Source organism: Archangium violaceum Cb vi76 (genome assembly GCF_000733295.1).
Lineage (GTDB): Bacteria > Myxococcota > Myxococcia > Myxococcales > Myxococcaceae > Archangium > Archangium violaceum.
Map to the genome: position 1 here is coordinate 41,730 of NZ_JPMI01000197.1, position 14,897 is coordinate 56,626.

Here is a 14,897-nt window from a genome sequence, read left to right on the forward strand (position 1 = left end):
GCCTTTCATGATGCGCATCGACTTCGACACCATGCGACGAGCCCTGCGGAAGCCATCGGTCCGCGGGGTAGGCATGGCCGCGGGCGTGGTGGTTGCGGGGGCCGTGGGACTGTTGGCCCGGGAGAGCCGTTCCGGAGAGGTGGACGTGCCTCCGAAGGCCGCGTGCTGCACGAGCGCGCTGGCCATCGGTGACGCGATGATCAACCCCTCGCAGGGAGGCGACAAGGACTTCTTCGAGGTGCCTTCCAGCCCTCCGAGCGCCATGTTCCTGCTGGGGAACAACGAGTCCATGCAGGACTACCCCCAGGACCTGCCCGAGGCCTTCACGCCGGGCTGGTACGCGGCGAACAAGATACCCCCGGTTCCCATCACCCCCAAGGGAGACCAAGGCAGCGAGGGCTCGGCCGGTCTCGCCATGGACACGGGCTGCGAGGATCCGGCGCTCGTCGCCGCGATGAGCTGGTTCGACAAGAACAGCCCCGAGCCGGAGAAGAACGGCTCCATCGTCTACGACTCCGACGGCGCCATGCCGTCGCCGTTCTTCGACCCGAACCGCTTCTACTACTCGCGTGGTCGGCGCCTGTCCTGGAACGTGAAGGAAGGCCCGTGGACCATCAACGGCAATGACTTCAATGGCCCCGTGAACAGCACCGCGGACGCCCTGTCGGTCTGCTACGGCGGCGTGGGTTGGGATCTGACGGACTACCCCTATGGCTCCGTCGACTCGCCCCTCATGACGGAGTGCCGGAAGTGTCTGACGGAAAAGGGCTGGTGGCGTGGTCCGATCGTGACCCCCAAGACCCAGGCGACGAATCCGGGCCAGGCCGGCCCCGTCAAGGAGCTGGACGAGCCGCCGCTGCGTCCCGAGGCGTTCCGCAAGTGGATCCTCAGCGGCCGCGTGCTCAACGTGCGTCCGCCCAAGTTCGTGGTGGCGCGCAAGGTGCTCAAGGACGTCATCCGCATCGCCCCCAACGTGCGCATGGGCGTGGCCACCTTCGGCGATGACCACGGCTGGTTCGACCCCGCGAACATCATCGAGCCGCTGCGTCCGAGCTGCGACGATTCCTTCCCGGAGATCAAGGACTCGGTCTCGTCGACGGGCCTCAACCGGCCCCTGCTGACCAATGCCGTGAACAAGGTGGTCTTCCGCAACAACGAGCGCTCCATCGGCGAGGCGCTGTTCGCGCTCGGTGGCTACTTCTCCTCGCAGAAGTCGGACAACAAGTGGGAGAGCTGGTTCAAGCAGCCCCTCAACCCCGGCGACTTCGGCTGGCCGGGCTGCTGCAACGGCGGCACCACCGATGACCCGTACACCGGCAAGCCGGGCGCCTTCTGGGGCGTGGATGCCAAGGAGTGGGTCAAGCCGCCCTATACGGATCCCGTCACGGGCAAGTACCTGCCGGGCCAGCCCTGGGAGGATCAGCTCAGTGGCCGCCGCTCCGTGTGCTTCGGCTGCCAGGTCAGCTCCGTCATCGTGCTGACGGACGGCGCGCCCAAGTACGACAACTCGGTGCCCATCACGAAGATGATGCAGCTGCTCGTCGAGAAGGGCGTCAAGCACGGCGCCCGTACGGGCCTGCTGGAGGGCACGCCGGTGAAGTTCGAGCCGATGGACCCCGAGCTCAACCCGGACGTGGGTGGCATCAACTACTGCGACCAGTTCGTGAAGGTGGACAACACGGATCCCACCCCGGACGTGTACTTCACCAAGGCGGACTGCGACTACACCGACTACAACTGGCCGGTGGGCCACGGAGTGGGCAACAAGAACTTCATGGATGACGTGTCGTTCTTCCTGGCCAACATGGACCTGCGCGATGACATGGCCGGCGTGCAGTCGGTGCGCACGTACACCATCGGTTACGGCGACAACAGCGCCATGCTCCAGAGCATCGCGCGGGCCGGCAAGGGCAACTTCTACCAGGCCAACGATGCCGTGCAGCTGCGCACCGCCATCCTGGACGCCCTCGGCGACATCCGTCAGCTGTCCACCTCGTTCGCCGCCGCCAACATCTCCGGCGTGCAGGCCTCCGGTGCGCAGTCCTCCGTGTTCGTGCCGCGCTTCATCCCGCGCCGCAACCGGCCGTACGAGGGTCACCTCTACCGCTTCTTCTACTTCAGCGAGTTCGCCCAGGGTTGCGACGCCGCCCGCGCCAAGACCACGACCGGGGACGACTACGACCTGAACAAGGACAAGGACTGCGACGACACCTTCTTCGTGGACAGCGAGGGCATCGCCTACCTGTCGCCCGGTGTGCCGGATCCGAAGAGCTTCAACGTCACCAACATCGTCCAGGAGAACACCGAGGGCGAGTGGGTGAAGCTGTCCACGGCCACCCCCGTGGGCGATGGCAAGATCGAGGGCGGCGTGAAGGCCAAGCCCTTCTGGAACCTGGGTGAGACGATCGGCAAGCGCTCGGCCGTCGAGAAGTGCGATCCCACCTGGCGGCCCGGCGGAACGCCGAAGCCGGATCACACGGTGGGCCGCTGCATCTTCACGATGATCGACCGGGACAACAACGGGAAGTTCGACGTGGCGGACAACCCGCCCATCGAGTTCCACCCGGACAACATCACCGAGCTGCAGAAGTACGTGATGGCGGGCGGTGACACCTTCTGCAGCACGCTCTACGCCAAGGCGGGCCTGGGGCCGTGGGATGGTACTTCCGCGCAGCAGAAGACGTGTGCCGAGACGCTCATCCGCTTCGTGCGCGGCGTGGACGTGTTCGACTACGACGGTGACTCCAACAAGAACGAGGAGCGGCCGTGCGCGGACAACAAGCCGGGCGACAAGACGTCCTGCAAGCTCGCGGACATCTTCCACTCCACGCCGGTGACGGTGGAGGCGCCGGGTGAGCCGTTCCTCTGCTCGCTGGGCCTCAATGGCCAGTGCGTGTCCACGCTCTACGAGGACTTCTCCGCCTCGGTGTCCTCCGAGCCGCGGTGCGCGGTGAGTGGCGGCGCCAAGCCCTGCTACCAGCCCACTCCCCTGGCGGCGAGCACCAAGGGCGCGCGCAACGCGGCCTACGGCGACTACCAGAAGAGCATGTACAACCGTGCCCGCGTGGCGCTGGTGGGCTCCAACGGCGGCATGCTCCACGCCATCCACGTGGGTGACTCCGTGGCGACCGAGAGCGACGTGGCCTCGGGCAAGAAGAGCTTCGGCACCACGTACACCGTGGGCACGGGCGAGGAGCTCTGGGCCTTCATCCCGCCGGATCTGCTGCCCAAGCTGAGCCTGATGGTGGGCGCCAAGCACGAGTACTACGTGGATGGCACGCCCATGGTGCGTGACATCTGGGCGGACGGCGGACTCAATACGACCGCGGAGGATGCGTCCGCCAAGGACGGCATCAAGCAGGCCAGCGAGTTCCGCAGCATCGCCATCATCACCGAGCGTGGCGGTGGCCAGCGCTACGTGGCGCTGGACATGACGGACCCGTACCAGATGCTCAAGAGCCTGGAGGATCCGGTGGCCAACAAGCCGTTCCGCTGGATGTTCCCCAACGCGTGTGAGCCGCAGTCGGCCAGCATGGGCCAGTCCTGGTCCAACTTCGCTCCCAAGCCGCCTCCCATCGGACCGGTGCGCCTCGCGGCCACCGCTGGCGAGGATGGCAAGCGTGGGTGGGAGGAGCGCTGGGTGGCCGTGCTCAACGGCGGCTACAGCTCGGACCTGTCGCGCGGCCGCGGCGTCTACATGGTGGACGCGTGGACGGGCAAGATGCTGTGGTCCGCGGAGGCCCAGCCGGGCACCAAGGCGTCCACTCCCTACAACGACGTGCTCAACCAGATGATGCCCATGGCGGCCTCCGCGGCGCTGGTGGACATCGGCAAGGCGGAGACGGTGGAGCGGGACCTGGACGGTTTCTTCGACACCATGGTCATTGGCGACATGGGCGGCCAGGTGTGGACGTTCCGCTTCAAGAACCCGGGCACGGTGGACGGCACGGGCGTGGTGACCAACTGGTTCGGCGCGCGCTCGCTGGAAATGCAGCGTGAGGACGGGTCTACCTTCGGGCCGCGGAACGCCCATGAGAAGGCGCCCTTCTTCAACGTGGCCTCCAACGTCCTGCAGCCGGAGACGGGCTGGCTGCGCAGCTTCATGGGCACCGGTGACCGGCAGCACATGCGCACCACGGCGGGCTCGGACTGCGGTCCGGACGATCTGCTGGCGTGCATCCGGCTCAAGTGCAACGTGTCGGCCACGCTGATCTCCGAGGTCAACGGCCAGAAGCGCACCAGCACGCTCAAGTACGAGCTGGGTGTGCTCACGGAGAACAAGGAGGCCTGGGTCGGCGGCCTGGGTGACGCGTGCTCCAACTCGCGCATGGAGCTGACGGATCTCTCCATCAGCTGCCCCGCCGCGGCGCTCGGCGCCACCACGTACCCGACGCCCTGGACGGGCGCCGAGAAGACGTTCAAGACGGAGTCGTTCGCCAAGTCGTCTGGCACGAAGTGGACGGGAGATCACCTCAACCTCAACACGAGCGAGCACCCGGACCTGAAGCTGAGCGACGCGGAGAAGGTGGCCGTGGGCAACAACCGCTTCTTCGGCTTCCACGCGTACGGTGGCTGGAAGCGCAAGTTCACCGACGAGGCCGGGGCGGTCACGTTCGACACGATGCGTGTGTCGGACAGGACCAGCGGCTACACCTGCCCCACGGGCGTCAAGTGCTCGCTGGTGGACGTGACCATTCCGGACTCCGCCTACGAGTACATGGCGCCGGACGACTCGGGCTTCAGGCAGCGCTACGTCCCGACGGCCAGGATGTTGGGCCTCAAGCGCGCCACCTCGGAGGATGCGGGTTGGTTCATGCGCTACAACAACTCGATGCTGGAGCGCACGGCGGCGGGCTCGACGGTGCTCGCGGGCGTCGTCTTCTGGCCCTCGTTCTCTCCGGCCGCGGGCAAGAGTGGCTCGGCCTGCTCGCTGTCCGGAGCGGGTGACATGTCCTACTCGTGGCAGGCGGATGCCATCACCGGTCTGCCGGACATGGCCGAGGGCTTCCGCACGGGCCTGGGCTTCATCGACAGCAAGGGCCGCCCGACGACCGCTCCTCCGAGCGAGGGCGTGCCCATCGTCTCGCTGTCGAAGACGGGCGGCATCCGCTTCGAAGTGGCGGTGACGAGCCCGGGTGACGCCCCCAAGACGGAGAAGCTGCGCGACAAGGCCAACGTCACCCCGGACATCTACTGGATGGAGGTGCCGCGCAACCTGCACGCGTGCCGCCACGAGAACGCCGAGGCCTGCGCCCAGCCGTAGCCTCCGGTGGGCCGGGCCCCCTCGAGGGCCCGGTGACTTCCGGTGACTTCATCCCCTCTCCCCAGTACGCGGGGGGAGGGGATTTTGTTTTGCGGGGAAGCGGGGCCCGGCTCAGGGGCCGACGTGGGTCAGCACGCCGCGCTCGAAGTCGATGAGCTGGCGGGCCACCGCGCGCACGTCCTCGGCCGTCACCGCCGCCACGCGCTCGGCGTAGTGCAGGAAGTTCTCCTGGCCCAGGCCGTAGCAGGCATCCAGCGCGAGCAGCGCGGCGCGTGCGCCGTTGCGCTGCAGGCCAATCTCATGGGTGCCGATGAGGTGCTGCTTCGCGCGGGCGAGCTCGGCCTCGGGGATGGGCTCGTCGCGCACGCGGGCCAGCTCCTCGCGGATGCCGGCGAGCGCGGCCTCCACCTTCTCGGGGCTGGTGCCCATGTAGACGGCGAAGTAGCCCGGATCCACGCCCTCGATGGAGAAGCTGCTCACGCTGTAGGCCATGGAGCGCTTGTCGCGCAGCTCCACGAAGAGGCGCCCGCCCTGGCCACTGAGCAGTGTGGAGAGCACCTCCAGCGCGTGCCGCCGCGGGTCGTTCACCCGCACCCCCTGGAAGCCCAGCACCAGGTGGGACTGCGCGCGCGCCAGCTGCTTCTTGGCCGAGCGCGGGGACTCGGGCGGCGGCTCGGGCTTCACCTCGGGCGGAGGCGCGGCGCGGCCTCGGGAGGCACCGAAGGCCTCGTGCGCCAGGGCGAGCACCTCGTCCGTCCTCACGTCACCCACCACCGTCAGGGTGAGCTGCGACGGATCCATGTACGCCGCGTGGTAGGCGCGCAGCGCGTCCGGACCCAGCTTCTCCACCGAGGACTGCTCGCCCAGCGAGGACAGCCGGTACGGGTGCGTGTGGAAGAGGGTGCGGCTGAAGAGATCGAACGCCACGCCACTGGGCTTGTCCTCGCGCGTGAGGATGTCCTGCAACAGCAGGGCGCGCTCGCGGGCCACCTCGGCCTCGGGGAAGCTGGGGTTCAGGAGGCAGTCGGCGAAGAGCCGGAAGGCGGCCTGGAAGTGGCGCGAGAGGAACTCGCCGCGCAGGCCCACCGAGTTGCGCCCGCCCTGGCCCGAGAGCGAGCCGGCGAAGCTGTCGATGAGGTGGGAGATCTCCTCCGCGTCGTGCGAGGGCGTGCCCCGGGTGAGGCTGCGGCCCAGCAGCGTGGTGAGGCCGTTGTTCTCCTGCGTCTCGTAACGCAGGCCGCCGGGGAAGGCGGCGCGCATGGCGAAGAGGGGCACGGCCCGCTCCTCGCGCACGAGGACGCGCGCCCCGGACGGCAGCCGCTCCTCCACTATCCTTCCGGGCGAGGCGGGCGCGGTGCGGCCCACCTGCAGCGCGGGCCCTCCGGGTGCGGCCTTGGGGGCGCGGCGCTCGGCCGGTGCGGCGGGCGTCTCGCGAGACACCCGGTCGAGAATCTCCTCGGCCTGCTCCGCCCCGAAGGGCGTGCCCGGGGGCAGCAGCCCGGTGATGACGGCCCGGTCGAAGCGCAGGTAGCGCTCGGCCACCTCGCGGATGTGCTCGGGGGTGAGCTTCGCGATGGCCTCGTAGTAGCGCGCCTCCGCCCCCAGGTCCCCCATGGAGGACTGGTAGTGGCCCATCTTGCGCGCCAGTCCCTGCACCGTCTCGCGCTGGTAGACGGCCTCGGCCTCGATGAGGGCCTTCACCGTGGCCAGCTCGTCCGCGGGCACCAGGCCCGTGCGCAGCGCGCTCAGCACCCGCACCGTCTCCTCGAGCGCCTGCGGCAGCTTCGCCGGCGGCAGCGTGAAGCTGGCGGAGAAGAGGCCCGGGTCTCTCGGGGTGTAGGCATACGCGTGGATGTCGTTGACGAGGCTGCGCTTGCGCTTGACCTCCAGCACCAGCCGCGAGGCCTCGCCCTGGCCGGCGATCATCGCCAGCGCATCCAGCGCGGGCACGTCCGGGTGGTCCGCCTGGGGGATGGGGAAGGCGAGGTTGAAGTAGACCTCCTTCACCTCGTCCGGCCGCAGCAGCACGCGGCGGCGGGCCACCTCGGGCTCGCGTGCGCGGGCCACGCCTCCCTCGTAGGGCCGCCCCCAGTCACCGCCGAAGAGCTCCTCCACCCACTGGCGCAGCTCCGCCTCGGTGAAGTCCCCCGCGGCCGACAGCACCAGGTTCTTCGGCGTGTAGTGCCGCCGGTAGAACTCGAGCACCTTGTCCCGGGAGAAGCCGCGCACGCTCTCCGCCGTGCCGATGACGGGGAAGCGGTAGGGGTGCTCCTGGTAGGCGGTGGAGAAGAGATCCCTCGAGGCGCGCCGGGCCGGGGTGTCCTGGCTGCGTTTGATCTCCTCGCACACCACCTCGATTTCCCGGGCCAGCTCGTCCGTGTCGAAGGCGGAGGAGCGGATGGCGTCACCGAGGATGTCCAGGCCCATGCGGGCGAACTGGCTGGCGATGACGATGTGGTAGACCGTCTGGTCGAAGGACGTCCAGGCGTTGATCTCCCCGCCATGGGCCTCCACGTCGCGGGCGACCTCTCCGGGGCCGCGGCGGGCCGTGCCCTTGAAGAGCATGTGCTCGTGCAGGTGCGCCAGGCCGGCCTGGTCGGGGCGCTCGTCGGCGCTGCCGGCCTTCACCCACACCTGGAAGGCGGCCACCCGGGCGGCGTGCTGCTCCTCGAAGACGACGGTGAGTCCGTTGGAAAGTGTGTAGCGCTGAGCCATGGAACGTTCGAACCTGACACCGGCAGTGTGGGGAGGCAAGGCAAGCCGGAGACCCTTCCGACCAGTCCCTAACGCCTGGACAGGTGGGCCGCGACCCTGTTGTGAGCCTGGAGACCAGACGGGAGGGCGTGTTGCACGAGGCGTGTGGAGTGCTGTGGAGAAGAGGAGGTCCGAGGGTTAACCTCGGCACGCATGGGGTCGTCGTCAGAGGAGCTGGATCCGCTCGCGGATCTGCGGGAGAGCCTGGGAGAGGAAGCGGCGTCCGTGGCGCCGGCGTCGTCGGTATCCGTGCGTCCCGCGGCCCCGCCGCCGTTGCCTCCCCGGAAGGGAGGGCCCGCGGCGCCGGCCGCCTTCCGGCCCGCCATGTCGCTGCCCTCGGTGCAGTCCTCGGCCCGGCCCTCGGAGCCTCCGCCCATTCCCCCCCGTCCGGTGGGAGCGGCGGACCCCTTCGCCGAGCCCCCCGAGCCGCGCCTTGCCCTCGGGGGCTCCCCGGAGGAGAAGGTCGAGCACTTCCGCTCGGTGCTGAAGCAGAAGACGGAGACGCTGGCCCGTGCGCGGACGTTGTTCGCCGAGCGCGAGTCGGAGCTGCAGACGCTGCGGGTGTCCGAGGCCTCGCTGCGGTCGCAGGTAGAGGAGGCACGTGAGCAGCTCGCCGCGCTGAAGGACGCGCCCGCGAAGCTGGAGCAGGCCTCCGCGGCGGTGTCGCGCGAGGCGGCGCGCACGGCGGTGGCCGAGGCGCGGGTGGCGCAGCTGGAGGGCGAGCTGCAGACGGTGGAGGAGGAGCGCAGGGACCTCTCCCGGGCGCTGGCCGAGGTGGAGGCGGAGTTGTCGCGCCTCACCGGGGAGCTGAAGCACGAGCGGGACTCGCGGGCGGCGCTGGCCGAGGAGCTCGTCGGCGCGAAGGAAGCCCTGTCGCTGGCGCAGGACCGGGTAGGGGAGCTGGCGGCGGAGCGCGCCGAGATGCAGGGGGCGCTGGAGGCGGTGCGCGAGCAGTACCAGGCCAACCTGGTCGAGCTGGAGAACACCCACGAGCAGTTGCAGGCGGTCCTGCGGGAGCAGGAGCTCGTCGTCGCGGAGAAGGTGGGGCTGAAGGCGCGGGTGGCGCAGTTGGAGGCGGCGCTCTCGGAGTCCGAGTGGTCGAACAGCTCACTGGAGGAGGTGCAGGCGCGCACCCGCGAGCTGGAGTCCGAGCGTGACGCGGCGCGGACGGAGCTGGCGGAGCTGTCGCCCCGGTTGGAGGTGGCGGAGGCGGAGCTGACGGCGCTGCGCGAGTCGCTGGCGCTGAGCGAGACGGAGGCGGTGCAGCTGCGCGACCGGATGGAGGCGGACGCGGCGGCGCTGACGGAGGCGGCGGAGCAGGCCGAGACACAGGTGGCGGCGCTGCGGGCCGAGCTGGGGACGGTGGAGGAGGACCGCAAGGACATGGCGCGCGCGCTCGCCGACGTGGAGGCGGAGCTGGGACGCGTCCAGGCGCGGGCCCAACAGGACTCCGAGCGCGCGGCGGCGGCCGATGCGCGGAACGCGGAGCTGGAGGGCGAGCTGAAGGCGCTGGAGGCGGACCGCCAGGACATGGCACGCGCGTTGGCGGACGTGGAGTCGGAGTCGGAGTTGGAGCGGGTGCGGATGCAGGTGGAGGAGCAGCAGGACGTGCGCGCGGCGGAGGCGGAGCTCGAGGTGGAGGAGCTGGACGCCGAGAGCCAGGCCCGCGAGGCCGAGGAGCAGGCGGAGCGGCTGCGGCAGCGGGTGCGGATGCTGGAGGGGGCGCTGGAGTCCTCGCGTGCCCAGGGAGGCCCGGCCGCGGACGAGGTGATCTCCGAGCGCGACCAGCTCAAGGAAGACGTGGCGGCGATGAAGCGCAAGCTGATGGCGGCGGAGACGGCGCTGGAGTCGGCGGCCAGCTACAAGATGAAGGTGGCGAAGCTGGAGGCGCAGCTCGCGCAACTCCGGGGGGCGAAGTAGCGCGGAATGGACTTCGCGGGCCCCATCGACCCCCTCACGGGGACGGCAGCGGCGCGATTCGGGCTGTACGTGCACTTCCCGTACTGTCTCTCCAAGTGCCCCTACTGCGACTTCGCCGTGGCCGTGGTGCGCCAGGTGCCCGAGGAGCGCTATGCGCGCGCGGTGCTGGCGGAACTGGACACACGGCTGGCGGCGGAGCCCTCGCTGCGCGAGCGCTCGCTGGAGTCCATCTTCCTCGGTGGCGGCACGCCGTCCCTCTGGCACCCGCGTTGGGTAGCGCTCGTGCTGGAGGGCGTGGCGGCGCGGCTGAAGGTGGCCCCGGGGGCGGAGATCTCCCTGGAGGCCAACCCGAGTGTCGCGGACGCCGAGCGCTTCGCGGGCTACCGGGCGGCGGGCGTCAACCGCGTCTCGCTGGGCGTGCAGTCCTTCGAGGATTCGCTGCTGAAGGCGCTGGGGCGCGAGCACACCGGTCCGGAGGCGGTGGCGGCGTACGAGATGGCACGGCGCGCGGGCTTCGACGTGGTGTCCATGGACTTCATCTATGGGGTGCACGGGCAGACGCGGGCGCAGGCGGAGTCGGATGCGCGCCGGGCGGCGGCGCTCGGGCCCGAGCACCTGTCCACCTACGCGCTGACGGTGGACCGCGAGTCGCTGGCGGTGGCCACGCCGCTGTCCCGGCAACTCGACAAGGGCGAGGTGGTGCTGCCTCCGGACGAGGAGGTGGTGGAGATGACGAAGGCCATCCGCGACGCCTACGGCGAGCACGGGTTGCTGCGGTATGAAATCTCCAACCACGCCCGGCCCGGGTACGGCTCGCGGCACAACGCGCTCTACTGGACGGGGGGCGAGTACCTCGCGCTGGGCGTGGGCGCCACGGGCATGCTGCTCACGTCCGCACCCGGCGAGCGGCCCTCGGGCTACCGCTACGTGAACCTGCGCGGCTCGGACGCGTACATGCGGGCCGCGGAGGAGGGGACGCTTCCGGAGTCCAGCCGCGAGGAGCTGAGCCCCCTGGAGCTCTTCGAGGAGCGACTGGCCATGGGGCTGCGGCTGCGCTCCGGAGTGGACTGGGCGGCGGTGTGCACGCGCTACGGGCAGGATCCAGAGCCGCGCCGCAAGGAGATCGCCCGGCTGGTGCAGCATGGCCTGGCGAGGCTCGACGGCCCGAGGCTCGTGCTCACCGAGGCGGGCGCGGACGTGCACAGCGCCATCAGTGCGCGGCTTCTGTAGGGTGCCTCCCGAGCGTGGAGTGGACCTCTCGCGAGCCGCCCTGCATCTGGCTCGCGGTGCACGGCGACCTGCGAGGCGTCAGGGGCTGACCTTGCCCGCCTTGACCGCCTCGGGCGCCACCAGCTCCACGCGGCCGTCGGCATAGAGGGCGGTCACCTTGCCGCCTCGAAGCTCCAGCGCCGAGAGGTGGCGGCCGTAGCCGGTGCTCAGTCCGGTGTCGATGAACACCGCCTTCCCGTCGAGCCGCGTCCGGATCTTCCCATCGCGGTCCGTGGTGTGCCCCATCACCATCCGCTTCGCGCCAAAGCGTTGCAGCACCGCCTCGAGCGCGGGAGCCGCTTCTTCCTCTTGCCCCAGTGCGTAGCCGCGGAACCACAACGGCCCCTGCGGGTCCCTGGCTCCTCCCGGAGGGTTGCCTGGGAACAGGTCCTGCCGTACCCAACGGTTGAGCTCGGGCAGCGTCTTCGCCGGTACCTCCGGGGCCACTCCGCCATGCACGAAGAGCGTGTCATTGATGCGCACCACCGCGGGATGCGTGCGCAGCCACCGGCCATAGCGCCCCTGCGGCCCGTACGCCGCGCGGTGCCCGTTGAGCCCTCGCGGCGAGCCGGAGGCATCCGGTTCGGGGCTCTGGTCCGCGAATGACGCCATCTCGCCCGGGGCCACGTAGCGCAGATCCCCGAGCATGTTCATCGTCTCGTGGTTGCCCAGCAGCGCGTGCACCCGGCCTCCCGCCGCGCGCGCCTCGCCCTCCAGCCGCATCAGCAGCTCGAAGGCTTCCCGCGTGTGCTCGCCGCGGTCGGGGATGTCCCCCGTCTGCACCAGGTGGGCCTTGCCGCCGCTCCACCGGCCCTTCTTGTCGATGAGCTTCGCCAGCCGCAGCACTTCCTTCAGGGCCTCCACGTCCCCGTGCACGTCCCCCACCGCCACCACTCGCTCCACGCCGGTGAAGGTATCGGGCACGGCATCCTCCAGGCGGGGCGGGGCCGGTGCGGCCGCGGGGGGCGCCGCCGCCAGCAACAGGGGGACGAGCAGGGGCAGGACGAGCGGGCGAAGGGTGGGGGGCACGGTGCGCTCCTCGGGGAAGACCCTCGTGAAGACCCTCACCCTAACCCTCTCCCAGAGGGAGAGGGGACTCGAAACGGAAACGGCGCGAGCAGGGCGTTCGCCTGCTCGCGCCGCGTGTGTCCGGCCGGGGCCGGGTGCTCCGTTACTTCGGCTGCTCGGCTTCCTCGCCAGCGACCTTCAGGATGTTGAACTCGACGCGGCGGTTGTTCTCACGGCCCGCCGCCGTCTTGTTCGTGTCCACCGGCTTCGTCTGGCCGTAGCCCACCGACTCGAGGCGCTCCGCCGCCACACCCTCCTTGATGAGGAAGGCACGCACGTTGGCCGCGCGGCGCTCCGACAGGTTCTGGTTCTTGGCCGGCTTGCCCTGGTTGTCCGTGTGACCCTCCACGCGCAGCAGCTCGATCTGCGGGTTGGCGCGCAGGATGGCCGCCACCTGATTCAGCAGGTCGAACGACTTGGGCAGGATGACGTCCTTGTTGGTGGCGAAGTACACCTTGTCCAGGATGACGATGCGCTTGGCCTCCAGGCGCACCTTGGACTTGCCCTCGTCGGGGCAGCCATCCTCGTCCTTCACCCCGTTGATGACCTCGGGCTGCATGGGGCACTGGTCCTCCCAGTCCGGCACGCCGTCCTTGTCGTTGTCCGGATCCGGGCAGCCGTCCTCGTCCTGGAAGCCGTCCTTGTCCTCGGGCTGGGTCGGGCACTTGTCCTGGTCGTCCATCAGCCCGTCCTTGTCCGAGTCCACCGGCTCCTTGTCCGGGCAGCCGTCCTCGTCCTGGAAGCCGTTCATGGTCTCGGGCTCGTTGGGGCACTTGTCGTTCGTGTCCGGGATGCCGTCCCCGTCGTTGTCCGGGTCCGCGCAGCCATCGTCGTCCTGGAAGCCGTCCATGTCCTCGGGGCCCTGGGCGCACTGATCCTTGTCGTCCGTGACGCCATCCGCGTCCGTGTCGACGGGGGCGGGCGGAGCGGGCGGCGGGGCCGGAGCGCGCTCACCGGGCTGCGTCCAATCCAACCCGGCGAAGAGGCGGAAGCCGGGGGTGCCGTAGCCACGGGTGAGGCCCGGGCCACCGCCCACGTGGGCCGCCAGCCCGGGGCTGAAGCGGTACTGCACCGCCGCGAGGAGCTCCAGCGGACGCCCCTCCATGTCCTGGTCGTTCAACCCGAAGGCCCCCGCCAGGTTGGCGCGCACCGCGAGCTTCTCCGTCAGGGGCACCTGGGCACCCACCGCGAACATCAGCTCGGTGCCCGTGCGCAGGTTGCGCACCTGCTGCTCGGGCTGGAGGTTGGCGCCGAGGTTGGCCACCAGTCGCAAGCCCTCGCCGTTGCCCCACTCGCCCACCAGCTGCGGACGCGCGCTCACACCCGCGCCGCCGCGGAAGCCATTGCCGCCCGCGCTGGGCAGCAGGACGGGCACCACCACGCCCAGGTCGAACCCACCGGCGTTGAGCAGGTGGGCCTTGGGCACCAGCCGCAGGTCACCCAGGCCCGCGCCGCTCACGCCGTTCTGGAAGGCCGGCGTGACGGAGGCGCCGCTCTCCGAGGACTGGTACGTGATGGGCAGGGCCACGCCCAGCTCGAACCGGTCCCACAGCGAGATGGAGCCCATCAGGTCCGCCGTCACCTGGTTGGCGACGATGGAGTAGATGAAGTCGTCCTGACGCGGATCCAGGAAGCCCAGCGGGTTGCTCGCGTAGTTGACCGAGGCCGCCAGGTGCCAGCCCAGGTGGCCGTCCACCCTGGCGCCGTGGACGCCGAGGATGTCGGTGGCGCCCGGGCCGGGCTTGTAGCGCTGCACGTCGATGGACTGGGACAGCGGGGACGGCGTGGGACCCTGGGCGTCCGCCGCCGGAGCGGCCAGCACGCCCACGAGGCCCAGCAGTCCACCAGCCAGCGCCGTGCCACGGCGCGAGGTGCGCCGCAGAGCGGGCATGGCGAGCAGCACCAGCGCCGCCAGCCACACCAGCGGAGAGCCGCTGCCCGAGGTGCTGCAGCCACGGCCGGCGATGATGAAGTCGTCCGTGTCGTCCAGCGGGTTGGTGTTGAACTTCACCTCGTCGCCGTCGGACAGGCCACCGTCGTCGGTGTCCGTGTCGCTCGGATTGGTCTCGCCCGAGTCCATGCGGCCATTGGCGTTCTTGTCCTCGGCGCCGTCATTCAGACCGTCGCCATCGGAGTCGGCCTTCTTCGGGTCGGTGGTGGTGCTCGGGTCCTCGTCCGGCACGAAGTCGGGCGAGTCGAGGTTGGTGCCCGCGGGAGCGTTGGCCCGCGTCACTCCGAGCTCGGTGCCGTCCTTGATGCCGTCGTTGTCGCTGTCCGGATCGAGCGCGTCGATGAGGCCGTCACCATCCGTGTCGGTGATGCCGTCCTGGCCATCGGGCACGCCGTCGTTGTCGGTGTCGTTGTCGTTCGGGTCGAGGCCCAGCTCCACCTCGCGGACGTCGGGGATGCCGTCGCCGTCGGTGTCGGGCAGATCGTCCGCGGGGTCGAGCGGATTGGTCTCGCCCGGGTCCACGACGCCGTTGTGGTTCTTGTCCTCGACACCATCGGGCACGCCGCCGCCATCGGTGTCGGGATTCCGCGGGTCGGTCTCACCCGGGTCCACGACGCCGTTGTGGTTCTTGTCCTCGATGCCATCCGGCAGGCCGTCGTTGTCCGAGTCGGT

General features: G+C 70.1%; 6 protein-coding genes. 3 read left to right on the forward strand and 3 right to left on the reverse strand.

What is annotated here, in order from left to right:
* The first annotated feature begins 7 nt into the window (after nt 1-7).
* Nucleotides 8-5,263, forward strand: a complete 5,256-nt coding sequence (locus Q664_RS26475) for a pilus assembly protein (protein ID WP_043401594.1) — start codon at nt 8-10, stop codon at nt 5,261-5,263.
* A gap of 111 nt (nt 5,264-5,374) precedes the next feature.
* Here Q664_RS26475 and Q664_RS26480 read toward each other — a convergent pair whose 3' ends face one another.
* Nucleotides 5,375-7,978 carry a M16 family metallopeptidase gene (locus Q664_RS26480; RefSeq protein ID WP_043401596.1) on the reverse strand — a complete coding sequence of 868 codons (2,604 nt, stop codon included), beginning with the start codon at nt 7,976-7,978 and terminating at the stop codon, nt 5,375-5,377.
* A gap of 192 nt (nt 7,979-8,170) precedes the next feature.
* Here Q664_RS26480 and Q664_RS52680 point away from each other — a divergent pair, with 192 nt between their 5' ends.
* Complete coding sequence (locus Q664_RS52680) at nt 8,171-9,937, forward strand: coiled-coil domain-containing protein (protein ID WP_052518698.1); 1,767 nt, start codon at nt 8,171-8,173, stop codon at nt 9,935-9,937.
* Between the two features lie 6 nt (nt 9,938-9,943).
* Nucleotides 9,944-11,167, forward strand: coding sequence for a radical SAM family heme chaperone HemW (hemW, locus tag Q664_RS26495; RefSeq protein ID WP_043401599.1), 1,224 nt, complete (start codon nt 9,944-9,946; stop codon nt 11,165-11,167).
* Nucleotides 11,168-11,245: 78 nt separating this feature from the next.
* On the opposite strand, the gene Q664_RS26500 is transcribed toward hemW, so the two are convergent.
* Nucleotides 11,246-12,274 (reverse strand): metallophosphoesterase, encoded by a 1,029-nt coding sequence (locus Q664_RS26500; protein ID WP_235216883.1) that lies wholly within the window; start codon nt 12,272-12,274, stop codon nt 11,246-11,248.
* A 103-nt stretch (nt 12,275-12,377) separates the two neighbouring features.
* The coding region (locus tag Q664_RS26505) for an OmpA family protein (protein ID WP_043401602.1) at nt 12,378-14,897 on the reverse strand (2,520 nt) is incomplete at its 5' end.